Source organism: Streptomyces sp. NPDC027663, assembly GCF_055566415.1.
Window position 1 is genome coordinate 145,136 of record NZ_JBVHSK010000002.1, and the last position, 26,761, is coordinate 171,896.

Here is a 26,761-nt window from a genome sequence, read left to right on the forward strand (position 1 = left end):
CTCGTTGGACTGGTCCGTGGAGTTCTCGTTCGACTGGTCGGCACTGTCGTCGACCGCCTCGTTGGACTGGTCCGTGGAGTTCTCGTTCGACTGGTCGGCACTGTCGTCGACCGCCTCGTTGGACTGGTCCGTGGAGTTCTCGTTCGACTGGTCAGCGCTGTCGTCGACCGCCTCGTTGGACTGCTTGGTCTCGTTCTCGTTGGACTGGTCCTCACCGCCCTCGTTGGTCTGCTTGGTCTCGTTCTCGTTGGACTGAGCGCCGCTGCCCTCGTTGGTCTGCGTGGTCTCGTTCTTGTTGGACTGGTCCTCGCCGCCCTCGTTGGTCTGCGTGGTCTTGTTCTCGTTGGACTGGTCGTCACCGCCCTCGTTGGTCTGCGTGGTCTTGTTCTCGTTGGACTGCTTGTCGCCGCCCTCGTTCTTCTGGTCGGTCTCGTTCTTGTTCTTCTGGTCCTCGCCGCCCTCGTTCTTCTGGTCGGTCTCGTTCTTGTTCTTCTGGTCCTCGCCGCCCTTGTTCTCCTGGTCGGTCTTGTTCTTGTTCTCCTGGTCCTTACCGCCCTTGTTCTCCTGGTCGGTCTCGTTCTTGTTCTCCTGGTCCTCGCCGCCCTTGTTCTCCTGGTCGGTCTTGTTGTCGTTCTTCTGGTCCTTACCGCCCTTGTTCTCCTGGTCGGTCTTGTTCTTGTTCTCCTGGTCCTCGCCGCCCTTGTTCTTCTGGTCGGTCTCGTTCTTGTTCTTCTGGTCCTCGCCGCCCTTGTTCTCCTGGTCGGTCTTGTTGTCGTTCTTCTGGTCCTTGCCGCCCTTGTTCTCCTGGTCGGTCTTGTTCTTGTTCTCCTGGTCCTTGCCGCCCTTGTTCTCCTGGTCGGTCTTGTTCTTGTTCTCCTGGTCCTTACCGCCTTCGTTCTTCTGCTTCGTCTCGTTCTCGTTGTCCTGCTTGCCCACAGGCGGGTTGCCCTTGCCGTCGGGACCCTTACCGTCAGGACCCTTGCCGTCGGGGCCCTTACCGTCGGGACCCTTGCCGTCAGGACCCTTGCCGTCGGGACCCTTACCGTCAGGACCCTTACCGTCGGGACCCTTACCGTCAGGACCCTTACCGTCAGGACCGGGCTTGCCGTCAGGGCCCGGCTTGCCGTCGGGACCCGGCTTGCCGTCGGGACCCGGCTTGCCGTCAGTGCCCGGCTTCGGAGCACCGTTGTTGGTCTGGGTGACCACCACGTTGGTGTTCTGGATCACGGTGGTGTGGCTGCCACCACCGCCGCCCCCGCCGCCGCCATGGCCGCCGCTGCCATGGCCGCCGCCGCCACCGTGGCCGCCGCTGCCGCCACCGCCGCCGTGGTGGCCGGAGCCGCCGTGATGCCCGTGGCGGTGCTTCTTGCACCACTTCTTGTTCTTGTTCTTGGACTTCTTGCACTTGTGGTGGTGACTGTGGCCGCCATGCTCAGCGACACTCACGGCCGTCTGCTCGTGCTGCGGAGCCGCTACGGCCGAGGTGGCCGGCAGAACGAGGCCACCTGCAATCACGGTCGAGGCGAACAGCGTGGTCAGGCGGATACGCCGACGCTTAGCACGGGTGGCTTCGGTGTTTTCTACAGTGCGGTTCATGGCTTTTCCTAACTGAGAGGAGCGGTTTGCCGGGGATCGGCACTTCCAGGAAAGGGAGAATCCCTGGTGAGGGTTTTCCGCTTGCCTGCGGCCCATTTCGTTGCCGCACCTCAAGTAAGCCAAAACCCCATGGCGAGGACACGTTCCGAGGACTCGGGACTTGTCAGCGCTGGATCGGTCTGGTAAACGGGCCACCGGTGGGCGGTGTCCGCTATCCGGCAGGCCCTCGCAGCACGGGTCCGGCCCAGGCCGGAGGCTCGGGCAGCTCCGCCCGGCCCGCTCCCGCATCCGCCCCGGGATCCGGGCAGGCGGCGCCCACCCGCATGTCGACCAGCGTGGGCGTACGTCCGCGCGGGCCCACCTCGCCCACGGCGGTGCGCAGGGCCGACACGAAGTCCATGCAGGTGTCGTAGCGGTCGTCCGGCACCTTCGCGAGGGCCCGGAACATGACCTCGTCGGCCTCGGCCGGGATGTCCGGCCGCTCCTCGCTCAGGGCGGGCGGCGCATCGCACTGGTGGGCCCACAGCAGCTCGACGTGGTCCTCGCGGTGGAAGGGCGGGTGGCCGACGAGGATCTCGTGGACGACGCAGGCGAGGCTGTACTGGTCGGACCGGCCGTCCACCGGGCGGCCGGTGATCCGCTCGGGCGCCACATAGTCGAATGTGCCGATGAACTCGCCGGCCGAGGTGAATCCGGTGAGCGACAGCGACTTCTTCGCCAGCCCGAAATCGGTGAGGTAGACGTGCTCGGGGTGATCGCTGTCGACGCCCTTGGCGACCAGCACGTTGCCTGGCTTGACGTCCCGGTGGACCAGGTCCCGCGCGTGGGCCGCGTCGAGCGCGGAGGCCAGCTGGGCGGCGATGCGCAGCGCGGCCGGCACCGGCAGCCGGCCCTCGCGGTCGATCAGGGCGCGCAGGTCGAGGCCGGAGACGAAGCACATGGCGATGTAGAGGATGCCGTCCGCCTCACCGGCCTCGAAGACGGGCACGATGTTGGGGTGGTCGATGGCGGCGGCGACCCGGGATTCCTGGGCGAAGCGGCTGCGGAAGGCCTCGTTGCGGGTGTACTCGGGGGCGAGGAGCTTGAGGGCGACCGTGCGGCCGAGGCGCAGGTCCTTGGCGCAGTAGACGACGGCCATGCCGCCGCGTCCGAGTTCGCGCTCGACCCGGTAGCCCGCGATCTCGGCCCCGATCAGGCCGGAGGCGCTGCGGGGCGGCCAACTCGCCTGCCTGGACGCCGTGTTCATCGAGACACCACCCTCACCCCGGTCGGCTGCGGAGGGCTGGCTCCTACCTGAATCCTATCGATTGGTCCCTGTATGCGCCCCATCTTGTGGCACCTGCATGTGCCCCGTCCGGTGGCCCTTGTACGCGCTCCTGTCCGGTGGCCCTCGTACGCGCTCCTGTCCGGTGGCTTGGCTCCGCATGTGCCCCCGTCCGGCGGCTGCTGCATGCGCCCCGTCCGGGGCCGGGCACGGCGAAGGCCCGGGCCTCCCTCACGGGACCCGGGCCTCGCCTTTCCCGCAGCGTCCGTCACGCCGCCACGGGAACCTCCGGCGCCGCGCCGTTCACGGCGGGCGCGAGCGCCAGCTCCAGGACCTGGCGCACGTCGGTCACGGCGTGGACGTCGAGCTTGTCCAGCACCTCGGCCGGGACGTCGTCCAGGTCGGGCTCGTTGCGCTTGGGGATGATCACGGTGGTCACCCCGGCGCGGTGGGCGGCGAGCAGCTTCTGCTTGACGCCGCCGATGGGCAGCACGCGGCCGGTCAGCGAGACCTCGCCGGTCATGGCCACGTCCGTGCGGACGAGCCGGCCGGAAAGCAGCGAGGCGAGGGCCGTGGTCATCGTGATGCCGGCGCTCGGGCCGTCCTTCGGCACCGCTCCCGCCGGGAAGTGGATGTGCACGCCCCGGTCCTTCAGGTCGGCCACCGGCAGCTCCAGCTCGGCGCCGTGGCTGCGCAGGAAGCTCAGCGCGATCTGCGCCGACTCCTTCATCACGTCACCCAGCTGTCCGGTGAGGGTCAGGCCCGCCGCGCCGGTCTCCGGGTCGGCGAGGGACGCCTCCACGAAGAGCACGTCGCCGCCGGCGCCGGTGACCGCGAGACCGGTCGCCACCCCGGGCACGGCCGTACGGCGCTCGGCCGGGTCCTGGGCGGACTCGGGCACGTGGTGCGGGCGGCCGATCAGCCCGCGCAGGTCGCCGTCTGTCACGGTGAACGGCAAGTCCCGCTCGCCCAGTTCGTGCTGGGCTGCGATCTTCCGCAGCAGCCGGGCGACGGACCGCTCCAGGTTCCGGACGCCCGCCTCGCGGGTGTACTCGCCGGCCAGCTTGCGCAGCGCGCCCTCGTCCAGCGTGACCTCGTCCTCGCCCAGTCCGGCCCGTTCCAGCTGGCGCGGGAGCAGGTGGTCGCGGGCGATGACGACCTTCTCGTCCTCGGTGTAACCGTCCAGCCGGACGATCTCCATGCGGTCGGCGAGCGCCTCCGGGATGGCCTCCAGGACGTTGGCCGTGGCCAGGAAGACCACGTCCGACAGGTCCAGCTCGACCTCCAGGTAGTGGTCCCGGAAGGTGTGGTTCTGCGCCGGGTCGAGCACTTCGAGCAGGGCGGCGGCCGGGTCGCCCCGGAAGTCGGACCCCACCTTGTCGATCTCGTCCAGCAGGACCACCGGGTTCATGGATCCGGCCTCCTTGACGGCCCGCACGATCCGGCCGGGCAGCGCACCGACGTACGTACGGCGGTGACCGCGGATCTCGGCCTCGTCGCGGACGCCGCCCAGGGCGACCCGGACGAACTTGCGGCCCATCGCGTGGGCGACGCTCTCGCCCAGGCTGGTCTTTCCGACACCGGGCGGGCCCACCAGGGCGAGTACGGCGCCGCCGCGCCGGCCGCCGATGACCCCGAGCCCGCGGTCGGTGCGCCGCTTGCGCACGGCCAGGTACTCGGTGATGCGTTCCTTCACGTCCTCCAGGCCCGCGTGCTCGGCGTCGAGCACCGCCTTCGCGCCCTGGATGTCGTACGCCTCCTCGGTTCGCTCGTTCCAGGGCATCTCCAGGACGGTGTCCAGCCAGGTGCGGATCCACGAGCCCTCGGGCGACTGCTCGGAGGCGCGCTCCAGCTTGTCGACCTCCTTCAGGGCGGCTTCGCGCACGTTCTCGGGCAGGTCGGCGGCCTCGACGCGGGCGCGGTAGTCGTCGGACTCCTCGGCCGAATCCTTGGAGTTCTCGCCGTTCAGCTCGCGCAACTCCTTGCGGACGGCTTCCAGCTGACGGCGGAGCAGGAACTCGCGCTGCTGCTTGTCGACGCCCTCCTGGACGTCCTTGGCGATGGTCTCGGCCACCTCCTGCTCGGCGAGGTGGTCGCGGAGCGCCTGCGTGGCGAGCTTGAGGCGGGCCACCGGGTCGGCGGTCTCCAGCAGCTCGACCTTCTGCTCGGTGGTGAGGAACGGCGAGTAGCCGGAGTTGTCGGCGAGCGCCGAGACGTCGTCGATGGCCTGGACGCGGTCCACGACCTGCCATGCGCCGCGCTTCTTCAGCCAGGTGGTGGCGAGCGCCTTGTATTCCTTGACCAGTTCGGCGATGTGGCCGGGCAGCGGATCGGGCAGGTTCTCCTCGATGCGGGCGCCCTCGACCCAGAGCGCGGCGCCCGGACCGGTGGTGCCGGCGCCGATGCGCACCCGGCTGCGGCCGCGGATCAGAGCCCCCGGGTCGCCGTCGGCGAGCCGGCCGACCTGCTCGACCGTGCCGAGGACGCCGGTCTTGGCGTACGTGCCGTCGATGCGCGGCACCAGCAGCACCTTGGGCTTCCCCGGCTCCGACCGGGCGGCGGCCTGGGCGGCCTCCACCGCGGCCCGCACCTCGGCGTCGCTCAGGTCCAGCGGAACCACCATGCCGGGCAGCACGACCTCGTCGTCGAGCGGCAGCACGGGCAGCTTCAGCGTGAACGCCGGTGACTCAGCAGCCATGATCTCCCCTTAGGCAGTCAACTTGAGCTATGCCGACTCAACTGCGGGAGATGGGCTGGTGTTCCCCGGGCCTGTTCGCTCTGAGCGATCATGTGCGGCCGAGCGGGATGAGCTGCCGGAACGTGCGGGGGTGCGGGCCGTGGGGTGCGCCTCGCGTAGTCCCCCGTGCCCCTTCAGGCCGGCCGGTGCCGACGCCCGACCATGGGCCAGGCCGCCACGCCGACCCCCAGGGCGATGATGTGGCCCCAGTTGGTCACGGGGTCCGTGCGGGCGGCCAGACCGTCCAGGAGCACGCCGGCCGCAAGGGTCAGCAGCGGCCAGCGCACCCAGGGGCGGAGCAGACCCGCAAGGGCGGCCGTACTGGCGGCCACACCGAAGCTGATGCCGTAGTCGAGGCGGTGCAGCGAGGTCGCGGGCAGGTGACCGAGGAGGACGGCGAAGCCCACCGGGATCTCGGTGGCGAGGGTCGCCAGGACATGCCCGGCCAGGAAGACACAGGCGGCCCGCACCCCGCCCGTCCGCCGCTCCAGCGCGGTGAGCACCAGCACGCACACGGTCGCGTACGGCGAGAGGACCCCGCCCGCGATCCACAGCGCGCTCGCCAGCAGCACCGGTACGGGCGCGCGCACCAGATGGGCGACGTCCGTGCTGGAGGCCTGATGGAGGGCGTGCAGCAGGCTCGGGCCGGAGAGGGCCGCGATCACGGAGGTGAGGGCCAGGACGCAGACGTAGGCGAAGGTGAACGGGGTTCCGGCCGGCGTGGGCACCAGACGCCGCAACCGCGACAGCGACAGCGACAGCGACAGCGGGAGGTACGGCGGAGCGGCCTGGCCCGCCGGGGCCGGGTCGGGTGGTGCATCGGGGGCCGGCAGAGGGGCGGTACCGCGCCGGCGTGGCATGCCGTCCAGCAGGCCGGCGAGCGCCGGGGGCGGGACGACGGCGGCGCCGTCCGGAAGGGACGCGCCCGTCACGGGCGGGGAGGCATCCGTCGCAGGGCCCGTCGTGATCCGTTCCACGCTGAGGCGCTCCTTCCGTCGTGCCCCACACTTCGCGTTCGGCATGCCGCTGTCTATGGCCGGCGCCACGGGAGGGCGAATTCACAGCAACCTCTCAGCCGCCGCTCGCGTCCGGCCTCCTGCCGCGGCAACCCGTCCGTGGCCGTCATGCGCAATTCCCGTGAATGCCAGGCCCCGTTCAAGGAGGATGGGCTCATGACTGCCGCGTACGACTCACCCGTGGTCCTGGACCGGCACGACGGCCCGTACGGCGAGGTGGTACTGCGCAGGCACGGTGTGCTGCTGCAGATCATCGCCAACGGCTGCTTTCTGATGGACACCTCCGACGGCCGCTCGGAGCGGCTGCTGATCGACGCCGCACGCGACGCGCTGGACGGGCGCCCGGCGCCGGATGTGCTGGTCGGCGGGCTGGGAGTGGGGTTCTCGCTCGCACACGCCGCCGCCGACCCCCGGTGGGGGCGGATCACCGTGGTGGAGCGGGAGCCCGCCGTCATCGGCTGGCACCGGGACGGACCGCTGGCCGGGATGACCGCGGACGCGCTCGCCGACCCGCGCACCGCGCTGGTGGAAGCGGATCTCGTGACTTACGTCAATGAGACATCGGACACGTTCGACGCACTGTGCCTCGACATCGACAACGGTCCCGGCTGGACCGTCACGGAGGACAACGGCAGCCTCTACTCCCCCGCCGGAATCGCGGCCTGCGCACGGGTGTTGAGGCCCGGCGGCGTGCTGGCGGTGTGGTCGGCGCAGCCCTCTCCGGAATTTGAAGGAAGCTTGCGGAATGCCGGGTTCCGACTGGTGCGTACCGAAGAGGTGCCCGTTGCCCGGGGCGTTCCCGACGCCGTGCACCTTGCCGTCAGACCTGGATAGCGACAGCGCGGTGAGTCCCCGTAATGTGCTGCCCTGACGCAGATCATTCAAGCGTCAAACGCAGACATGGGATCACCCCACGGATTCCGGAAAGCAACAACAGGGGCGGGCGATGGAGCAGACACACACCTCCCAGAGCGGCGCGGCGACGACCACCCCGGGCGCACAGCGCCGGGTGCTGGTCGTCGAGGACGACCCGACGATCGTCGACGCCATCGCGGCCCGGCTGCGTGCCGAGGGATTTCTGGTGCAAACCGCGGCCGACGGTCCGGCCGCGGTCGACACGGCCGAGGCCTGGCAGCCCGACCTGCTGATCCTCGACATCATGCTGCCCGGCTTCGACGGGCTCGAGGTGTGCCGGCGGGTGCAGGCGCAGCGGCCGGTGCCGGTGCTCATGCTCACCGCGCGGGACGACGAGACGGACATGCTGGTCGGGCTCGGTGTCGGCGCCGACGACTACATGACCAAGCCGTTCTCGATGCGGGAGCTGGCCGCCCGCGTGCACGTGCTGCTGCGCCGGGTGGAGCGGGCCGCGCTGGCCGCCACCACGCCGCGCTCCGGCATCCTGCGGCTCGGCGAGCTGGAGATCGACCACGCCCAGCGCCGGGTGCGGGTGAAGGCCGAGGACGTCCACCTGACGCCGACCGAGTTCGACCTGCTGGTGTGCCTGGCGAACACCCCGCGCGCGGTGCTCTCCCGGGAGCAGCTGCTGGCCGAGGTGTGGGACTGGGCGGACGCCTCCGGCACCCGCACGGTCGACAGCCACATCAAGGCGCTGCGGCGGAAGATCGGCGCCGAGCGGATCCGTACCGTGCACGGTGTGGGCTACGCACTGGAGACACCGAACCCATGACCAGCGACGGGCGCCGGACCGCACGGAGGAGCCCCGGGAACCTCGGCGAGGAACCCTGGGCCGGCGTACGCCCGTTCTCGATCAAGACCAAGCTGGGTGCACTCGTCGTCATCGCGGTGCTGATCACCACCGGACTGTCGATCGTCGCGGTGCACACCAAGACGGAGCTGCGCTTCATCACGGTCTTCTCGATGATCGCCACACTGCTCATCACGCAGTTCGTGGCCCACTCGCTCACGATGCCGCTGGACGAGATGAACGCGGTGGCCCGCTCCATCTCGCACGGCGACTACACCCGCCGGGTGAAGGAGAGCCGCCGGGACGAACTCGGCAATCTGGCCCAGACGATCAACGTCATGGCCGACGAGCTGGAGGCCCAGGACCGCCAGCGCAAGGAGCTGGTCGCGAACGTCTCGCACGAGCTGCGCACCCCGATCGCGGGCCTGCGCGCGGTGCTGGAGAACATCGTCGACGGGGTCACCGAGGCCGACCCGGAGACCATGCGGACGGCCCTGAAACAGACCGAGCGGCTCGGCCGCCTGGTGGAGACCCTGCTGGACCTGTCCCGGCTCGACAACGGCGTCGTCCCGCTGAAGATGCGGCGGTTCGAGCTGTGGCCGTACCTCTCGGGCGTGCTGAAGGAGGCCAACATGGTCGCCTCCGCGCGCGCGGGCATCGCCTCCGGGTCGGGCAGCCACACTCGCACCGACGTCCATCTGCACCTGGACGTCTCGCCGCCGGAGCTGACCGCGCACGCGGACCCCGAGCGCATCCACCAGGTCGTGGCGAACCTGATCGACAACGCGGTCAAGCACAGTCCTCCGCACGGCCGGGTGACCGTGAAGGCGCGGCGCGGGCCGCAGCCGGAGTCGCTGGAGCTGGAGGTCCTGGACGAGGGACCCGGCATCCCGAGGTCGGAGTGGCACCGGGTGTTCGAGCGGTTCAACCGCGGGGCGGTGACCCGGCCGCACGGACCGGGCAGCGACGGCGGTACGGGGCTGGGGCTGGCCATCGCCCGCTGGGCGGTGGATCTGCACGGCGGCCGGATCGGTGTGGCCGAATCCGAGCGGGGCTGCCGGATCATCGTCACTCTCCCGGGACTGACTTCCGTCCCAAGTTGACGTAAAGTCCGAACCGGAGGCACAAGATCCACGAGCCTGCACGCCGTTGCCGTGCAGCTGGACACGTGTGATCAGGGGCCGGCCCGCGCCATCCGCCGTATCCAGGCGCCCCGGGCCCCGGCCGGTGCACCCTCTCACATGCGGAACCACGCTTGTTTCCCGCCATTTCAAGCCCTGAAACAAGATTTCTGATGTGACTTACGCGACGATGAACGGGCCCGACCTGACCTTCACGGTCTTGGAGGCGTAGCCTTTATTCCCGCTGTCCATCACCTTGTGAAGCGGAAGAGGGCGGTTGCCGCCGTGTCGCCACAGTCCCCCAGTAACTCGAGCATCTCCACCGACGACCAAGCCGGGAAGAACCCCGCTGCCGCGTTCGGTCCGAACGAGTGGCTCGTCGACGAGATCTATCAGCAGTACCTCCAGGACCCGAATTCGGTAGACCGCGCCTGGTGGGACTTCTTCGCCGATTACAAGCCGGGTGCTCCTGCCACCCCGGCTCCGGCGGGTACTGCGGCCGCGGGGGCCGCAGAGACCACCGCGGCCCCGCAGGCCCAGCCCGCGGCCCCGGCCCCCCGGGCCGCCGCCCCGGCTCCCGCGAAGCCCGCCGCGGCTCCGGCGCCCGCTCCCGCGGCGAAGGCCGCCCCCGCCCCGGCCAAGCCGGCGCAGCCCGCACAGGCGCCCGCTCAGCCCCAGGCGAAGGCCGCCCCCGCGAAGGAGGCGCCCGAGGGTCCCGAGTACGTGACGCTGCGTGGTCCGTCCGCGGCCGTCGCGAAGAACATGAACGCCTCGCTGGAGCTGCCGACCGCCACCTCGGTCCGCGCGGTCCCGGTGAAGCTGCTGTTCGACAACCGGATCGTCATCAACAACCACCTGAAGCGCGCCCGGGGCGGGAAGATCTCCTTCACGCACCTGATCGGCTTCGCGATGGTGCAGGCCATCAAGGCCATGCCGTCGATGAACCACTCGTTCGGCGAGAAGGACGGCAAGCCGACCCTCGTCAAGCCGCCGCACGTCAACCTCGGCCTGGCCATCGACCTGGTCAAGCCCAACGGTGACCGCCAGCTCGTCGTGGCCGCCATCAAGAAGGCCGAGACGCTGAACTTCTTCGAGTTCTGGCAGGCCTACGAGGACATCGTCCGCCGCGCCCGCGACGGCAAGCTGACGATGGACGACTTCACCGGTGTCACGGTCTCCCTGACCAACCCCGGCGGCCTCGGCACCGTCCACTCCGTGCCGCGTCTGATGCCCGGCCAGTCCGTGATCATGGGCGTCGGCTCCATGGACTACCCGGCGGAGTTCCAGGGCACCAGCCAGGACACCCTGAACAAGCTCGGCATCTCGAAGGTCATGACGCTCACGTCGACCTACGACCACCGGGTCATCCAGGGCGCCGCCTCCGGCGAGTTCCTGCGCCAGGTCGCGAACCTGCTGCTCGGCGAGAACGGCTTCTACGACGACATCTTCGAGGCCCTGCGCATCCCCTACGAGCCGGTCCGCTGGCTCAAGGACATCGACGCCAGCCACGACGACGACGTCACCAAGGCCGCCCGCGTCTTCGAGCTGATCCACTCCTACCGGGTCCGCGGCCACGTCATGGCCGACACCGACCCGCTGGAGTACAAGCAGCGCAAGCACCCCGACCTGGACATCGTCGAGCACGGCCTCACCCTGTGGGACCTGGAGCGCGAGTTCGCCGTCGGCGGCTTCGCCGGCAAGTCGATGATGAAGCTGCGCGACATCCTCGGCGTGCTGCGCGACTCGTACTGCCGCACCACCGGCATCGAGTTCATGCACATCCAGGACCCCAAGCAGCGCAAGTGGATCCAGGACCGCGTGGAGCGCCCGCACTCCAAGATGGAGCGCGAGGAGCAGCTGCGCATCCTGCGCCGGCTGAACGCGGCGGAGGCCTTCGAGACCTTCCTGCAGACCAAGTACGTCGGCCAGAAGCGCTTCTCGCTGGAGGGCGGCGAGTCCGTCATCCCGCTGCTCGACGCGGTGATCGACTCCGCGGCCGAGTCCCGCCTGGACGAGGTCGTCATCGGCATGGCCCACCGTGGCCGCCTGAACGTCCTCGCCAACATCGTCGGCAAGTCGTACGCGCAGATCTTCCGCGAGTTCGAGGGCAACCTCGACCCGAAGTCGATGCACGGCTCCGGCGACGTGAAGTACCACCTGGGCGCCGAGGGCACCTTCACGGGCCTCGACGGCGAGCAGATCAAGGTCTCCCTGGTCGCGAACCCCTCGCACCTGGAGGCGGTGGACCCGGTCCTGGAGGGCGTCTCGCGCGCCAAGCAGGACATCATCAACAAGGGCGGCACGGACTTCACGGTCCTGCCGGTGGCGATCCACGGCGACGCGGCCTTCGCGGGCCAGGGCGTGGTGGCCGAGACCCTGAACATGTCGCAGCTGCGCGGCTACCGCACCGGCGGCACGGTCCACATCGTCATCAACAACCAGGTCGGCTTCACCGCGGCCCCCGAGTCCTCGCGTTCCTCCATGTACGCGACGGACGTGGCCCGCATGATCGAGGCCCCGATCTTCCACGTGAACGGCGACGACCCCGAGGCCGTGGTCCGCGTCGCGCGGCTCGCCTTCGAGTTCCGCCAGGCGTTCAACAAGGACGTGGTGATCGACCTCATCTGCTACCGCCGCCGCGGTCACAACGAGTCGGACAACCCGGCCTTCACCCAGCCGCTGATGTACGACCTGATCGACAAGAAGCGCTCGGTGCGCAAGCTCTACACCGAGTCCCTGATCGGTCGCGGCGACATCACCCTGGAAGAGGCCGAGCAGGCGCTGCAGGACTACCAGGGCCAGCTGGAGAAGGTCTTCACCGAGGTCCGCGAGGCCACCTCGCAGCCGGCGTCCGACGACGTCCAGGCGCCGCAGGACGGCTTCCCGGTCACGGTCCCGACCGCGATCTCCGCCGAGGTCGTCAAGCGGATCGCCGAGTCCCAGGTCAACGTCCCCGACCACATCACCGTCCACCCGCGTCTGCAGCCGCAGCTGCAGCGCCGTGCGGCGATGGTCGAGGACGGCACCATCGACTGGGGCATGGGCGAGACCCTCGCCGTCGGCTCCCTGCTGCTGGAGGGCACCCCGGTCCGCCTGGCGGGCCAGGACTCCCAGCGCGGCACCTTCGGCCAGCGCCACGCGGTGCTGATCGACCGGGAGACCGGCGAGGAGTACACCCCGCTGCAGTACCTCTCCGAGGACCAGGCCCGCCTGAACGTCTACAACTCGCTGCTCTCCGAGTACGCGGCGATGGGCTTCGAGTACGGCTACTCGCTGGCCCGCCCCGACGCGCTCGTGATGTGGGAGGCGCAGTTCGGCGACTTCGTCAACGGCGCGCAGACGGTCGTGGACGAGTTCATCTCCTCGGCCGAGCAGAAGTGGGGCCAGACCTCCGGCGTCACCCTGCTGCTGCCGCACGGCTACGAGGGCCAGGGCCCGGACCACTCGTCCGCGCGCCCCGAGCGGTTCCTCCAGCTTTGCGCCCAGAACAACATGACGGTCGCCATGCCGACCTCGCCGTCGAACTACTTCCACCTCCTGCGGTGGCAGGTGCACAACCCGCACCACAAGCCGCTGGTCGTCTTCACCCCGAAGTCGATGCTGCGCCTGAAGGCCGCCGCGTCGAAGGCGGAGGAGTTCACGACGGGCCAGTTCCGCCCGGTCATCGGCGACAGCACGGTCGACCCGGCCGCGGTCCGCAAGGTCGTCTTCTGCGCCGGCAAGGTCTACTACGACCTGGAGGCCGAGCGGCAGAAGCGCGGTGTCACGGACACGGCGATCATCCGCATCGAGCGCCTGTACCCGCTGCCGGGTGAGGAGCTGCAGGCGGAGGTCAACAAGTACCCGAACGCCGAGAAGTACCTGTGGGCGCAGGAGGAGCCGGCGAACCAGGGTGCCTGGCCGTTCATCGCGCTCAACCTGATCGACCACCTGGACCTGGCGGTCGGCGCGGACATCCCGGCCGGCGAGCGGCTGCGGCGCATCTCGCGCCCGCACGGCTCGTCCCCGGCGGTGGGTTCGGCCAAGCGTCACCAGGCCGAGCAGGAGCAGCTGGTGCGTGAGGTGTTCGACGCGTAGCGCCTCCGGCGGTCAGCCGAATGGTTTAAGGGCCCGGTACCGAGTTGTTCCTCGGTACCGGGCCCTTCGCCTGCCCGGGGGGCAGTCCGGGACCGTGCGCGGCTGCGGGTGCGTAGGGGCTGATCGCGCAGTTCCCCGCGCCCCTTACGGGGCGCTCCTCACCGTCGCAGTCTGCCTGCAGACGAACCGCCTTGGCCGCGGGCAGTCACAGCACGCGCATAGCCGCGGGCAGTCGCAGTACACACGTAGCCGCGGGCAGTCGCTACGCACGTAGCCGCGGGCAGTCGTGCCGCTGGGGCGGTGGGGGTCCCCTGCTCGAGCGAAGCCGAGAGCTTGGGGGTGGGCGCAGCGGCACCCCGCGGGCGCGGGCAAACGATGCCCACCCCGGCCGGCCACAGCTCAGGGCACCCTGTCGGCTCAGCCCAGGTACGGCTCGAAGTCCCAGTACGGTCTCGTGCGCTGGCGGGCGGAGATGGTGTGGGGGTGTTGGGCTCCCAGGCTGCGGGTCAGGGCGAGCAGGCCGTCGTCCTCCAGCTTCCCCGCCTCCTCGTCCTCCCGCGCCGCCCGCAGGTCCGCGGCCAGAGCCACCTGCGCGGACAGCGTCAGCGGATGGTCGTGGCCCAGTGTGTGCCGGGCCCGGCGCAACGTGTCCCGGCTCAGTTCCACGGCCTCGGGGATCCGGCCGTTGAAGTTGCGCCCGCCGGCCGCGTTGAGAGCGCAGCCGAGCACCCACGGATGGTCGCCGCCCAGGGTCGCGGTGAGTCCGGCGAGCGCCGCCTCGAACATCGACAGTGCCTCGGCCCGCTCACCGGCGGCCTGCATGACCAGCCCGGTGTTGGAGAGCATGCCCGTGGCCACCGGATGGGCCGGCCCGAGCAGGCTGCGGTAGCCGGCCTCGGCCTTGTCGATCAGCTCCCGGGCCTGGTCCAGGTCGCCGTGTTCGCGCAGGAAGTTGCCGTAGTTGGTGACGAAGGCCAGGGTCCGGTAGTGGTCCGGCCCGTGCACCTGCTGCAACTGCTCCAGCAGGCTCGCCATGTACGGCCCCACGTCCTGCTGGTGGCTGCCTTCCCGGCGCCGGCACATGGCCAGGTGGGTGCGGGCGCCCAGGGTCTGCGGATGCTGCGGGCCGAGCACCTGCACATGCAGCCGGACCAGCGGTTCCTGCCGGGCGAGCGCGTCACGGTAGCGGCCCAGCAGGCGCAGGTCGTGGGTGACGGCGCTGCCGGAGTTGAGGGTGCTGATGTGCCGGGCGCGCAGCACGTTCTCCCGCCGTGCCAGGGTCTCCAGGTCGAAGTCGTACGCCTCCTGGTACCTGCCGAGGAGCCGCAGGCCGACGGCGACGTTGTGCCGGGACACGAGGGTCGGGACCTCGTCCGGGCCGAGCAGTGCGGTGTAGCCGTCGAGGACCTCCCGCTGCACCGCGTCCGCCTCCGTGTACCGCCCGAGGTGGCGCAGGCTGTTGGCCATGTTGCCCTGGACGGACAGCTCGGCGAGCGGGGCGGACCGCTCCGCGGTCAGCAGGCGCTGGTGGACGCCGTGGTCGAGGTCGTAGGCGTCGCGGAATCTGCCGCTGGCCCGGAGGATGTTGCTCTCCTGGTAGGTCAGGTCGAGCATCAGCTGGGACAGCGGGTCCATGGTGCGCGACCAGCGTTCGCGGATCCGCTGGGCCAGATCGAGGCCGCTCTTGTACTCCCCGCTGCGGAAGCAGTAGCGCAGGCAGTTCAGGACCATCTGCTGGACCCGGGGCTGGGTGCTCTCCAGCGCGCCGGACGGCTCCAGGTGCGGGAGGAGTTCGGCGTACCGGGGCCAGTTCCTGCTGTCCATCGGGTTGCCCGGGTCGGCCTCGGCGAGCAGGCTGCGCACGACCCGCTGGTGGGCGGCCCGGCCGGCCTCTCCGGTCAGCTTGGAGACGATGTCGTGGACGAGCCGGTGCATGTGCACGGACTCCTGGTGCGGGCCCATGTCGGCGCCGACCGGGCCGCGGGTCTCCCGGGTGAGGACCGAGTAGTTGACCAGCGTGTCCAGGGCCCTGGTCCAGGCGGGCAGGTCGGTCGTCATCCACCGCAGTTCCTCGGGGAGGTCGATCTGCGGGTAGGCGCGGATGAGGCCGATCGGGATGCGTCCGGGGGCGAACGAGGTGCACAGGCCGAGGACGTCGATGGCGTGCGGCTGCGACACCCGGAGCCGGTTGAGCAGTATCGACCAGGAAGTCATGGAGGACTGCGGGAAGCCGTCGCCGGTGGCGGGCTCGTCGACCGTGGAGAGCCGGCGCTCGCGCACCATGCGGAGATACTCGGGCACCTCCATCCCGGACTCGCCGAGCCAGGAGGCGGCCTGTACCAGCGGCAGCGGTACGTCCCCGAACTCGGCGGCGACCTCGTCCGCCTCCGCCGCCGTGATGTGCGGGGCGCGGCGCATGAGGTAGCCGGTGGACTCGGGCCGCAGGAAGGCCGGGATCTCCAGGATGTCGGTGTGCTCGCTCCAGCCGCGGTTGCGGGAGGTGATGAGGACGTGGCCCGGGCCCTGGGGCAGCAGGGTGTTCATGCCCGCCGTGTCGTCCCAGCCGTCGAAGACGATCAGCCAGTTGGCGTGCGGTTCGCCGCGTCGCAGGCACTCGCGCACCGCGCGGATGCGTTCGCCCGGCTCGCCGCCGATGCTGAGGCCGAGGTCGACGGCGAGTTCGCCGAAGCGGTCGCGCTGGATGTTGCGGTCGTCGGAGTTGACCCACCACACCAGGTCGTAGTCGGTGCTGAACCGGTGCGCGTACTCGGCGGCGAGCTGGGTCTTGCCGATGCCCGACATGCCGAGCAGGGTGCAGACGGCGTTGCCGCGCTCGGCGTCCGCGAGCCTCTGGTGGAGATCGGTGAGCAGGTCGTCGCGGCCGGTGAAGCGCGGGTTGCGGCGCGGGACCTCGCTCCAGATCTCGCAGCGCGTGTCGGGGTAGCGGACGCGGGCGGGCAGGGTGCGCGGGGTGCGGCGGCGGTCCACGCCGAGCCGGGCCAGCAGCCGTTCCTCGGCGGCCTCCTCGCTGAGCCCCCACAGGCTGGCGGGTTCCAGCACGGCGGTGGCCGGGAGCAGGGAGCGGTTGGTGAGGTTGACGGCGGCGAAGCGGTCGGCGTGGGCGGCGACGAAGCCGCGCAGCACGTCGTTCCACTCACCGGCGGGCCGGGGGCCGAGTTCGAAGAACCAGTCGTTGAGGACCAGCAGGATGCGGCCGGTGGACAGCAGCAGGTCGCCGAGCGAGTCCTCCAGCGGCACCTCGCGGGGCGGGTCCCAGCGTTGCAGGGTGGTGCGGTGGCCGTGGCGCTCCAGGGCCTGTGCGATCCATGCCGCCCACGAGCGGTGGTAGCCGGGGAAGACCACCAGGAAGTGCTCGGGTGCCGTCGCACCGTCCGTGTCCGACCGCCGCTGTCCCACCATCGTCACTCCCTGTTCCCGCGCCTGTCGCATGCCCGGAGAGCCGCCCGCATAACGTAACGCAACCGCACGCTCATGCTGCGTCACTCGCGGGTGTGCGCCATCGAGCCGAGGCCGGCGTGATGTCCGCTCATCGCCCGGACGAACTGCCTTCCCGCACAGGTCAGTTCATCGGATTCACGGAGCACGGACAAGGCGCCGCCGACCTCGTCGCGGTACCGGTCGAACTGCTGGGCCGCCCGGGTCCGCCACGCCGGGGGCAGCGTGCCCGTGGTCCGGGCCCGCCACCACAGGTCGGCCAGCGCCAGATGGGCGTACGCCCCCTGGAGCACGCCGGGCACGGGGCGCGGGTCGGGCCGCCAGCCCACGCGGTGCAGTGTCCCGGCGCCCGGGCGGCACAGCGGGACGAGTCCTTCGAGGACGGCGAGCTTGGTGTGGTGGGTCTCGTGCACCAGGCACTCCGCCAGTTCCTGCGCGTCGCCGGGCAGCTGGGCCAGTACGGCGCCGGGGGCGGCGCGCAGGGTGGCGGTCATCGGCTCGCCGCCGTCCCGGCCGGCCGGCGCCAGCGGGACCACGGCCCGGACCAGGGCGGCGATCTCGGCGAGCCGGCCCGGGTCGGTCGCGGCGAGCAGCTGCCGGGCCTCCTGCCAGCGCCACGCCCACGCTTGCGGAGCGGAGTGCGGCCGCTCGGCGCCCGGTACGCCCTGCGGCCCGATCCCGGCGGGCGGCACCCGGTAGGGGTCCAGGTCGTCGAGGACGGCGTCGCCGCCGGGCAGGGTGCGCAGCGCGGTCCAGTCGTGCGGCTCCCCGGCCACCGACACTCCCGCCCGGGGCTGCCGGCGCAGGGCGACCGCGCTGCCGCCCCCGGCGTCGTCGATCCGCAACAGCCCGGCGCCGCCGCTCAGCCGGACCCGGCCCGAGGGCACGCCGAGCACCCCGAGCCCGGGCAGGACCAGTGCGCCCGAGGGCACGGCCAGCGTGCCGCCGACGTGCGCCCCGGCGCGTACGGCGGCGGCGACGGCGAGCCCGCCGAGCCGGGCGAGGTGCTCCTCGAAGCGCGGCTCGTCGGCCGCGGTGAGCGTCTCGGCCAGCCAGGTGCCGGTCGTCGGGTAGTCGACGGTGTCGCGGACCGCGTCCGCGTCGATCCGCTCCAGCAGTCCCCAGTCGCGCTCGAACCGGCGCCGGGCCGCGGGGGTGGTCCGGGCCCGCCGGCGTTCCACCCGGACGAGGAGGGCCTTGAGATGGAGCATGCGACGCGCGTGGAGTGCGGCGCGCAGTGTGCCGGTGAGCGCGGGCAGGGGGCGGGTGCTGGCCACCTCGGTGAGGGTGCCGGAGGTGACGGCCGGCCCCGTCATCCCCCGCTGTCCTCGTCCGGGACGCGCGTGCCGAGTCCGGCCGGAAATGACCGTCGCAGGCCCTCGCCGGTGCCCGAGTACCACACCTCCTGGAACTCCCCGGTACCGCTCAGCACACGCTCCACGGCGGCGACGAGCACGGGATCGTCCATGGCACGCAAGGACGCCAGATCGACGCCGGTCAGGTCGGGCAGGAACTCGGTCCGTCCGGCGTCCTCACCAGGGCCAGCCGCCCATGTCCTGTGCTCCCCCACCCTCTGCTCCTCCCTGCCTGCGCCCGCCCCGTACGGCCACCGTGGCTGCCCAGTTCTTCCCGACAGACCGGAACCAGAAACCCTGCCCGGATCAACTCCGGTCAACCTCCGGCCAGTTGCTCCAGGTCTGCGACCACGGCCACCAGGGCGGGGCCAGTTCGGCCCACTCGCCCGGCACCGGCGCCCCGGCCTCGGCGGCCACCGGCTCCCGCTCGGCCCGCCGGGTCAGTTCCACGTCCGCCCAGTCCACCTCCCGCAGCGTTCCGACCAGCCGCCGCCACTGCTCCCCGGCCGCCCGGAACGCGCTCCGGGCCGCGCTGGGCCGCCCCAGCAGCGCCAGCACCGCGCCGCTGCCGTGCCGGGCGCGTGCGGACGTCACCGAGCCCGGGTCGCTGCCATGAGCGGACTCGGCCTCCCGTCCGGCGTTCTCGTACGCCTGCAGCGCGTCCATGAGCACCGGCGCGCCCGCCTGGTGCCAGCCCTCCAGCCGGACCCGTGCCAGCTGGAGCCATGCCTCGGCCCGTACGGCCGCGTCCCTGGTCGCGCGCACGGCCTGGCCGAGCAGATGCCGGCTCTCGAACAGGTCGGGCAGGAAGCCGAGATGGCGGAACCGCTGGGCGAGCGCGCTGCCGACCAGGCCCTGGAGCCGGCCCCGCTGCGCGGACCGGGCGGGCAGCGACTTCAGTGCCTCGCGCAGCACGTACTCGGCGCGGTCCACCACTCCCGCGCCGTCCGGTGCCGAGGCCCGCCTGAGCAGGGATTCACCCCAGGCGGTGAGGAGCGGTACGCGCCGGGCGCCGTCCGCCGGGGCGAGCAGCACGGCCCGCTCCCAAGCCGCGTCGGCCTCGCCGTACTCCGCTGCCGCGTCGTGGAAGGCGGCCAGCACGGCCAGGCACGGCAGCAGCAGCGCCGGGTCGTCCCCGGCGGCCTGGCGGGCGGCGCCCAGTGCCTGCCGGGTCTCGGCGTCCTCGGCCCCGGCCCCGCGCAGGGCCCGGGCCAGATCCAGCAGCGCGGGCGCCCGTACGGCATCGCAGGCGCCCTCCCGGCCCAGCAGCGTGCAGGCTTCCCGCAGTTCGGGCACGGCCGCGCCGGGCCGCCGCAGGTCGAGCAGGAGCCGGCCCCGCAGCAGAAGCCGCGAGCGGTGCGCGGCCGTCTCCCAGGGCACGGGCTCGCCGTACGCCCCGCCGGCTCCCCGGCCGGCGAGGCCGCCCCGGAGCGAAGCGTCCCGCGCCGGTACGACGGTCTCCTCGCCGCCCTGGTCCGCGTGTGCTGCGACGGCCTCCTCGCCACCCCGGTCGGCGTGTGCTGCGACGCCCCCCTCGCCGCCGCGGCCGACATGCGGTACGTCAGCCTCCTCGCCATCCCGGTCGGCGTGCGCTGCGACGGTCTCCTCGCCGCCCCTCTCGCCGTGTGGCCCGCCACCCTGCTCCTCCTGTGCCGGGCCGGTGTGCGGGGTGCGGGCTCGCACGCTGACGTGCGGCCAGGGCGGGGTGGCGGGGTCGAGGGTGCGCAGCGCCTCGGTGAGGTGGTCCGTCTCGGCCGTCAGCTGCCACAGCTCGCGTCGGCAGGCGGCCAGTTCCAGGGCGGCGTCGGCCCGCTCCCGGCCGTCGGCGGGGGCCGCCGCGTACGCCGCAGCCAGTTCGGTCGCGGCCTCCCGCAGCAGCCCGGGGCGCCGGCCCTCCGCCCGCGCGCCCGCCGTACCGGCCTCGGCGCGCAGCACGCGGCCGAGGACGAGGCGGGCCCGGACCGCGGGGGCGGGGCCGGGGACGCCGCCCGTGCCGTCCGTGGCGGCGCGGGCCTGTTCACGGGCCCGGCGCAGCATCTCCGGGTCGGCCAGTTGCTGCCACTGGGTGAGCAGCCGCTCGGCCTCGGCGAGCGGGTCCGGGGTGACCAGGTCCGGCAGGTAGAACCGCAGCACACGCGCGGGGATGCGGGCGAACAGCTCGGCCTCCACGCTGCCGCCGCCGTGCTGCGGGCCGGGGTCCTCGGTGAGGTGGCCGCTGCCGGCGGCCGGATCGTGGTCGGCGAGCCGGGCCGCGGCCAGCGCGGCGAAGTTGCGGGTGCCCTTGCCGAAGTGCCGTTCCACGTACGCCGAGCAGTGCTTGAGGACGAGGCCGGCGGTGTCCTGGTCGAGGGAGGCCAGGAGCAGGTCCTGCACCCGGGGCGAGTAGGTGAAGCAGGGCCGGCTCCCGGTGCCGGGCAGCTGCCGCAGCAGTCCGCCGAGGAGCACCTCGGCCAGTTCCATGGGGCCGGTGTCGGGCAGCATGGCGCGCTGCACCAGCTGCATCACGGGCAGGGTGAGGGGCGCGGCGGCGAGGTAGACGGCCAGCCGCAGGGCGCCGGTCGAGGCACCGGCGCGGAAGGCCCGCAGCAGTTCGTCGTCGCTGCGCGCCGGCGGGGCGGCGGCCGCGAACTCCGGTGCCGTGGCGGGGTGGGCGAAGGCGGCCCAGGCGTGCTCGCGGGTCGGTCCGGTGCCGGCGAGCAGCCGGGCGAAGGCCTCGAACGCCTCCGTGGTGGGCTGGAGCACCGGGACGGCCCGGGCACCGGGCGGCGGATCCTCCCAGGGTTCGTCCTCGGGCCGGAACTCCAGGCGCCCGCCGGTCTCGCCGGTACGGACGAGCAGCCCGGGTTCGGCGGGCAGCGCGGTACGGCCCCACAGCCGGGGCGGCAGCGGCTGGACCACGGCCAGCGGGGCGGTGCGCGGCCAGCCGTGCAGCAGGCGCTGGGCGGCGCCGTTCTGCCACAGGGGGCCGACGCAGTCGCTGATGACGAAGGTGAGCCGGCGCCCGCTGGGGTCGTGCAGTTCGTCGGCGGAGCGCAGCCGGGTGTGCCGGCCGGGACCGGCGGTCGTACCGACGAGGGGGCGGCCGGCGTCGTCGGCGTACAGCTGGTGGACGGCGACGGAGGCGAACGCGCCGGACTGCTGGCAGGCCTGGCGCAGTTCCTCGACCATCTGGCCCCAGACGGCCATGGCGGGCCCGGTGTCCATGAGCAGCTGGATGTGGCAGCGCCGGCGGCGGCCGGGCCGGGTGACGGGGAGCAGGATGCCGCTGGCGGCGGCCCGTTCGGCGGTGGCCGTCTCGTCGATCCGCTCGTCCTGGCCACGCGGGGAGGCGATGCGGTAGCGGCCGAGGGTGCGCAGGGCCTTCTGCAGGTCGAGCAGTCCGGGCAGGGCCGTCGCGGCGGGGGCGCGGACCGGGAAGGCCGCGGCCGTGCCGTCGGCGCGGGCGCGCGGGCCGGGGCTCGGGGTGTGCAGCGGGACGGCGGGGGCGGGGGTGTCCGCGCCGGGGGCCGGCGGGGTGGCCGGGTCGTCCGCCGCGGGGTCGCCGGGCGGTTCGGCGTCGGTCCCCGGGCCGGGCGGTGAGGCGGGGCCGGGGGCGGGCCTGCCGGAGTCGGGCGTGCCGGAGTCGGGCGTGCCGGGTCCGGGCGTGCCGGGTCCGGGCGTGCCGGTGCTGTCGTGGTGCGTGGCCGCGCCCAACCGGCGGGCCAGCCAGAGCGCGTCCGCCACGTCCTCGGCGGTCGGCTGGAGGCCGCCCTGGCGCAGTTTGCCGATCAGCTCCTCCAGGTGCATCCCCGGCACCCGCCTCTCACCTCGTGCGGTCGAGCGGTTGCATGAGCATCTCGGTGATCCGCTCCCGGGTGAGGCCCTGCGCATGCGGATCGTGCTGGGTGAGGAACAGGGCGTTGAGGAGCTGGTCGGCGGCGAGCACCTCGCCGGGCTCGCGGTCCAGGAACCGGCGGATCAGGTCGGCGCCCGCGGCGGCGCCGTCCGCGCCGAGGTGCGCCTCGACCATGGCGGTCAGCTGCTCCTCGCCCGGCGGGTCCAGCTCCAGCTGGATGCAGCGCCGCAACAGCGGGGCGGGGAAGTCCCGTTCGCCGTTGGAGGTCAGGACGATCACCGGGAAGGCGGTGCAGGCGATCCGTCCGCCGTGCACGGCCACCCGGTCGCCGTCGTGCGTGAGGACCTCGACCACGGGTTCCCGGTCGGCCAGCCGCTCCAGCTCGGGAATGGAGAACTCGCCCTCTTCCAGCGTGTTCAGCAGGTCGTTGGGCAGGTCGAGGTCGCTCTTGTCCAGCTCGTCGATGAGGAGGACGCGGGGCTTCCCGGCGGGCAGGAGGGCGGTGCCGAGCGGCCCGAGCCGGATGTAGGAGCCGATGCCCGAGGCGGCGCCACCGCCCCCGTCTTCTCCCCGGGCGCGCTCCAGCTGGACGTCCTGCAGCCGGGCTATGGCGTCGTACCGGTACAGGCCGTCCTGGAGCGTGGTGCGGCTGACGATGGGCCAGCGCAGCACCTTGCCCAGGCCGAGTTCGTGGGCGATCGCGTACGCCATGGTCGACTTGCCGGCCCCCGGGTTGCCGGTGACCAGGAGCGGCCGGCGCAGGTAGAGGGCCGCGTTGACGGCGTCCACCTCGTCGGGGCGGGGGGCGTAGTTCTCGACCAGCCGACGGCGCACGCCGAGCCGGCGGGCGCTGCTGGGGTCCTCCGGGCCGCTCTGCGCACCCTCCCGGGAGGCGGCGAAGTCGCGCCAGGGCGGCGGCGCCGGCAGCCGTTGCATGCCGTCGTGCGGCTGACCCACTCCGCGGTAGATCCGCCAGTCGTTCACCTTGGGCTCCTCCCGGCTCTGGTGATCGTGCAGCGGGCCCGGCCGTCCGACGTACGAGCGTACGCCTCCGCCGGCCGTCCCCGCCGAAATTCAAGGCGTCCGGTGACTCCCTTTCTCCCGCAGAACACTCGTGCGACTCAAGGGAGTTGACGGAGTGTCCGCTGCGGTGACGGGACCACCGGATCAGCCGCCGGGGGCGGCCAGCGGCGGCGGCCGCATGGTCTCCGTCCCGTACGGTGGCCGGTCCGGCGGATCGAACAGGACGGCGATCTTGCCGCGCAGGCCGAGCGCCCGTGCGGTGTCCGGGTCGGCCAGGCGGATGCGCAGGTCCCGGACCGGGCCGTGCAGCCCGTCCGCGTGCCCGGCGAGGCCCAGCAGCGCGGCGGCCTGGTCATGGAAGCCGGCGCATTCCGCGTGGTCGTGCCCGTCGCGGCGCCACAGCACCACCGGGTGCCCGGACCGCAGCGCGTCCCGCATCGCCGCGAACCCCTCGCCGCTGCCGACCGGACCGCAGTAGACGGGCACGGTCTCGTCGCTCATCGCCGACAGGGCCCCGTAGTAGGGATACTTCCCGCCGGCCCGGGGACCCGCCGGATGACACTCGCCAGGGGCCCGCCCGTGCAGCGCGCCGGGTGCCAGCGGTCCGTGCTGGACGCCCTTCCAGCGCCGGCGCCACTCCGGTGAGGGCGGCAGGCCGCCTCGCCGGACGTCCCGGACGACAACGGTGCGCCGTATCCCGAGCGGCAGCGCCCGTTCGTCCACGAAGTCGTCGTCCTCGTCGTCCTCGTCGTTCTCGTCGTTCTCGTCGTCCCCATCGGCCGCCTCGTTCCCCGCGTTCCCCGCGTCCTCGCCGTCGTGGTCCAGGGCACCGGGCGGCGGGCCCAGCGCGTCCGCGCCCGGGGCGGGCAGCAACTGCCACTCGTCCACCGGCAGATCGAACAGCTTGCGGGGCAGGAAGACCTCGATCGCGGCGAGGTGCTCCCCGTGGTCCCCCTGGCTGAGCGCCCGGGCCACCGGCTCCCGCAGCACCCGGGCCAGTTCCTCGGGCCGCGCGCCCCGGTCGTCACCGTCGACCGGCGTGACGTCCTGCCCGTCGTAGATCAGCTGCACACTCCAGGGATGCCGGCCGTAGGTGGCCGGGCCGACCTTGACCAGGACGTCGGTGCGGGTGTCGGAGGAATCGGAGGAACCAGAGGAAGGGGCGACGACGTGCGGTGCGACGCGGCCCCACTCGGGCGACTGGCCGAGGCCCCGTCCGAAGGCGGAGTCGCCGGGCGCGGGCGCGGCACCCGTGCAGCCGGCCCCGGCCGGGAGCGTCGTCCCGGCGCGCTCCGTGGCCAACGGCGTACCGACGCGCTCGACGGAAGCCGTCCGCTCCGCGGCCTCGCCCTGCGGGGGCACTTGGGCCGGGCCGCCGTCGACCCCGTCCAGCAGCGCGCGTATGGCGTCGCCGACCGCCCAGTGCCGGTGGCCCGCGGCCTGCCCGGCTATCCACTCGGTGAACGCCCGCAGCCGCCCCTCGTCCGGCTCCCCGGGGCGCGCCCGGCCGGCCCGGCGGGCGACCCGCGCCGCGTACAGCAGGACGGCGTCCAGGTCGACCAGCGTTCCGCCGCCGCCCGCTTCCAGGGTGCGCAGCCCGTACAGCAGACCGGCGCCCTCGCGCCAGGTCCGTACGTTCCGCAGCACCAGCGAGCGCAGGCGTTCGCCGCGCACCTGCTCCTTCACGTCCTCCACGAGGTGGACGACCTCACCCGCGCCGGCCGGCGGCGGCAGCTGGGCGAGATGGCCGTAGAGCCGGGTCCGCAGCTCGGCGGTGATGCCGGCGATCTCGGGCGCATGGCCGGGCAGGGCGGCCTGGAACGCGGTCCAGTGCGGGTACGGCGAGGGCGCGCCGAGGAGACTCGCATGGTGCAGGTCGTGCGCACGCAGCACCTCGCGCACCACCCGCCCGGCCTCCCGCGAGTCCAGCAGTTCGTACAGCGCGGTGACCGGAACGGCGACGCCCTCATCGCGCCGACGGCCCTTGATCACACCGATGACGGAACCGTGCCGCAGGTCGAGCACCGGTCCACCGGACAGCCCGCCGATCGGCAGGCTCCCGGCGAGCAGCAGGGCCCGGGCGTCGGACCCAGCGAGTTCGCCGGTGGCCTCGCGGATGCCCAGCTCGCCTGTCTGCACCGACCAGCCGTAGAGCCCGAGCGGGGTGCGCGGGCCGGCCTCCCGGTCGGCGAGCCACAGGCAGCGCACGTCGTCGGCGCCGCTCACACGGACCAGGGCCAGGTCGGGGAACGGCCAGGGGTCGCGCGCCGGTCCGGCTCCGTCGGGCCGCGGCACCACGACGACGGCCGTCCCGGTGCCGCTGCGCGGCTCCCAGGCGCCGACGGCGGTGCGCTCCTGCCAGGTCACGCTCAGGGGGCTCTCCCCTCGGCACACCGCGGCTCCCCCCTTCCCCACGACGTGGGCGCAGGTCAACAGCCAGCCCGGGGCGACGAAGAACCCCGACCCCCAGTACGAGTCACGGTCCGTTGCATACCCGTCACCCGGTGCGCCGATGCGTGCGAGCGAGGGGCGCACCATCTCGTCGAAGGCGCTCATACGACGCCGGGGGCCGGGGACTGGGGCGGTACGACAGCGCTGCCCGGCACCGCGGGGTCCGCGGCGTCCGCCGCCGAGGCGGGTTCGGTCCAGGTCAGGGACACGGTGAGGGAGGAGGTGCCGCCACCCTCCGCGATGGCGCTCACGATCTTGCCCGACTGCGCCGTCAGTTCGATTCCGAAACCGACCGACACCTCGACCGGAGCCGGTGTGTCCAGACCGGCGCGCAGGGAGCGCACGACACCACCGACCGTGCCGGCCAGTCCCCCTGCCATGTCGAGGATCCGGTCGCCGAGTCCGGTGTCCCGGAAGCCGTCCTCCTCCAGCGCGTCCTCGTCCGCCGCGCTGATCCTGGCCCAGACGACGGTCCCGTCGTCCAGACGCACACGTTCGACTCCTCCAGCCATGACGCCCCCGTTCGCCGATGGGAGAAGAAGGCTAACTCCCGGGAAGGGAGAGGGGGAGGGGGAGGGGAAGGGGAAGACGGCAGCCGACGACCGATACGGCGGATACCGCGGACACCGCGGACACCACGGCCACAGCGGAGACGGCGGAGACGGCGGAGACGGCGGGTATGGCCGATGATCGCCGGGATTCGGCCGACCGTCGCCCCTCGGGCCACGTCACGATCGCCGGGCTCCGCAGGGCCTGGTCGCCGGCTGCAGCTCGCCCACGCGCCCAGTGCCCACCCGCCTGTGCGCCTGTGCGCCTATGCGCCTATGCGCCTATGCGCCTATGCGCCTATGCGCCTACTCATCATCCTCGTCGTCGAGACGCGCGAGCCAGGTGGCCAGCCGCTCCACGGGCACCTCGAAGTCCGGGTTCAGATCCACAAACGTGCGCAGCTGCTCGGCGAGCCACTCGAAGGTGACCTCTTCCTCGCCACGCCGCTTCTCCAACTCCTCGATACCGCGGTCGGTGAAGTACATGGGCTCGCATCTCCTGCGTTCACATCCGGCTTGCTGAAACTCCCCACCAGCCTAGACGGCGCCGACACGCCCGGACGCACCCGCACCCGCA

15 protein-coding genes and 1 pseudogene are annotated in these 26,761 nt (G+C 72.4%); 4 read left to right on the forward strand and 12 right to left on the reverse strand.

Going from position 1 to position 26,761, the window contains the following annotated elements:
- The 4 genes and pseudogenes from ACZ4SF_RS05530 to ACZ4SF_RS05545 form a co-directional block, all read right to left on the reverse strand.
- Positions 1-1,446: pseudogene (locus tag ACZ4SF_RS05530) on the reverse strand (hypothetical protein); the annotation flags it as partial.
- A gap of 361 nt (positions 1,447-1,807) precedes the next feature.
- Positions 1,808-2,842, reverse strand: coding sequence for a serine/threonine-protein kinase (locus ACZ4SF_RS05535; RefSeq protein WP_468378630.1), 1,035 nt, complete (start codon positions 2,840-2,842; stop codon positions 1,808-1,810).
- Between the two features lie 286 nt (positions 2,843-3,128).
- Positions 3,129-5,558, reverse strand: coding sequence for an endopeptidase La (gene lon / locus ACZ4SF_RS05540; RefSeq protein ID WP_468378632.1), 2,430 nt, complete (start codon positions 5,556-5,558; stop codon positions 3,129-3,131).
- A gap of 173 nt (positions 5,559-5,731) precedes the next feature.
- Positions 5,732-6,574, reverse strand: a complete 843-nt coding sequence (locus ACZ4SF_RS05545) for a rhomboid-like protein (RefSeq protein WP_468378634.1) — start codon at positions 6,572-6,574, stop codon at positions 5,732-5,734.
- Between the two features lie 195 nt (positions 6,575-6,769).
- On the opposite strand from ACZ4SF_RS05545, the gene ACZ4SF_RS05550 reads away from it, so the two are divergent.
- From ACZ4SF_RS05550 to ACZ4SF_RS05565, 4 genes are all read left to right on the forward strand, one after another.
- Entirely contained in the window at positions 6,770-7,447 is a 678-nt protein-coding gene (locus tag ACZ4SF_RS05550) for a spermidine synthase family protein (protein ID WP_468378636.1), read from the forward strand.
- Between the two features lie 112 nt (positions 7,448-7,559).
- Positions 7,560-8,300, forward strand: coding sequence for a response regulator transcription factor (locus ACZ4SF_RS05555; protein WP_201840467.1), 741 nt, complete (start codon positions 7,560-7,562; stop codon positions 8,298-8,300).
- Positions 8,297-9,421 (forward strand): HAMP domain-containing sensor histidine kinase, encoded by a 1,125-nt coding sequence (locus ACZ4SF_RS05560; protein WP_468378639.1) that lies wholly within the window; start codon positions 8,297-8,299, stop codon positions 9,419-9,421. The genes ACZ4SF_RS05555 and ACZ4SF_RS05560 overlap by 4 nt, the downstream gene beginning before the upstream one ends.
- 303 nt (positions 9,422-9,724) lie before the next feature.
- Positions 9,725-13,516, forward strand: a complete 3,792-nt coding sequence (locus ACZ4SF_RS05565) for a multifunctional oxoglutarate decarboxylase/oxoglutarate dehydrogenase thiamine pyrophosphate-binding subunit/dihydrolipoyllysine-residue succinyltransferase subunit (protein WP_468378642.1) — start codon at positions 9,725-9,727, stop codon at positions 13,514-13,516.
- A gap of 417 nt (positions 13,517-13,933) precedes the next feature.
- Here the strand turns inward: ACZ4SF_RS05565 and fxsT are convergent, their stop codons facing one another.
- From fxsT to ACZ4SF_RS05605, 8 genes are all read right to left on the reverse strand, one after another.
- Positions 13,934-16,936, reverse strand: a complete 3,003-nt coding sequence (gene fxsT, locus ACZ4SF_RS05570) for an FxSxx-COOH system tetratricopeptide repeat protein (protein ID WP_468378645.1) — start codon at positions 16,934-16,936, stop codon at positions 13,934-13,936.
- A gap of 80 nt (positions 16,937-17,016) precedes the next feature.
- The gene (locus ACZ4SF_RS05575; RefSeq protein WP_468378648.1) at positions 17,017-18,288 is read right to left on the reverse strand and encodes an aKG-HExxH-type peptide beta-hydroxylase; all 1,272 of its coding nucleotides are present in this window, start codon (positions 18,286-18,288) and stop codon (positions 17,017-17,019) included.
- On the reverse strand, positions 18,285-18,542 hold the full coding sequence (locus ACZ4SF_RS05580; RefSeq protein ID WP_468378651.1) for a hypothetical protein: 258 nt from the start codon (positions 18,540-18,542) through the stop codon (positions 18,285-18,287). Before ACZ4SF_RS05580 ends, ACZ4SF_RS05575 begins: the two co-directional genes overlap by 4 nt.
- Positions 18,543-18,633: 91 nt before the next feature.
- Positions 18,634-22,113, reverse strand: a complete 3,480-nt coding sequence (locus tag ACZ4SF_RS05585) for an SAV_2336 N-terminal domain-related protein (protein ID WP_468380365.1) — start codon at positions 22,111-22,113, stop codon at positions 18,634-18,636.
- Between the two features lie 16 nt (positions 22,114-22,129).
- The gene (locus ACZ4SF_RS05590) at positions 22,130-23,146 is read right to left on the reverse strand and encodes an AAA family ATPase (protein ID WP_468378653.1); all 1,017 of its coding nucleotides are present in this window, start codon (positions 23,144-23,146) and stop codon (positions 22,130-22,132) included.
- Positions 23,147-23,329: 183 nt separating this feature from the next.
- Positions 23,330-25,741, reverse strand: coding sequence for a VMAP-C domain-containing protein (locus tag ACZ4SF_RS05595; RefSeq protein ID WP_468378656.1), 2,412 nt, complete (start codon positions 25,739-25,741; stop codon positions 23,330-23,332).
- Positions 25,738-26,127, reverse strand: a complete 390-nt coding sequence (locus tag ACZ4SF_RS05600) for a CU044_2847 family protein (protein WP_468378659.1) — start codon at positions 26,125-26,127, stop codon at positions 25,738-25,740. Before ACZ4SF_RS05600 ends, ACZ4SF_RS05595 begins: the two co-directional genes overlap by 4 nt.
- Before the next feature lie 363 nt (positions 26,128-26,490).
- The gene (locus tag ACZ4SF_RS05605) at positions 26,491-26,670 is read right to left on the reverse strand and encodes a DUF6104 family protein (RefSeq protein ID WP_003992906.1); all 180 of its coding nucleotides are present in this window, start codon (positions 26,668-26,670) and stop codon (positions 26,491-26,493) included.
- Positions 26,671-26,761: the final 91 nt, after the last annotated feature.

Coding starts and splice junctions, on each gene's coding strand:
- ACZ4SF_RS05535 (WP_468378630.1), bottom strand. CDS start 2,842: ATGAACACGGCGTCCAGGCAGGCGAGTTGGCCGCCCCGCAGCGCCTCC.
- ACZ4SF_RS05605 (WP_003992906.1), bottom strand. CDS start 26,670: ATGTACTTCACCGACCGCGGTATCGAGGAGTTGGAGAAGCGGCGTGGC.
- fxsT (WP_468378645.1), bottom strand. CDS start 16,936: ATGGTGGGACAGCGGCGGTCGGACACGGACGGTGCGACGGCACCCGAG.
- ACZ4SF_RS05585 (WP_468380365.1), bottom strand. CDS start 22,113: ATGCACCTGGAGGAGCTGATCGGCAAACTGCGCCAGGGCGGCCTCCAG.
- ACZ4SF_RS05550 (WP_468378636.1), top strand. CDS start 6,770: ATGACTGCCGCGTACGACTCACCCGTGGTCCTGGACCGGCACGACGGC.
- ACZ4SF_RS05560 (WP_468378639.1), top strand. CDS start 8,297: ATGACCAGCGACGGGCGCCGGACCGCACGGAGGAGCCCCGGGAACCTC.
- ACZ4SF_RS05575 (WP_468378648.1), bottom strand. CDS start 18,288: ATGACGGGGCCGGCCGTCACCTCCGGCACCCTCACCGAGGTGGCCAGC.
- ACZ4SF_RS05555 (WP_201840467.1), top strand. CDS start 7,560: ATGGAGCAGACACACACCTCCCAGAGCGGCGCGGCGACGACCACCCCG.
- lon (WP_468378632.1), bottom strand. CDS start 5,558: ATGGCTGCTGAGTCACCGGCGTTCACGCTGAAGCTGCCCGTGCTGCCG.
- ACZ4SF_RS05595 (WP_468378656.1), bottom strand. CDS start 25,741: ATGAGCGCCTTCGACGAGATGGTGCGCCCCTCGCTCGCACGCATCGGC.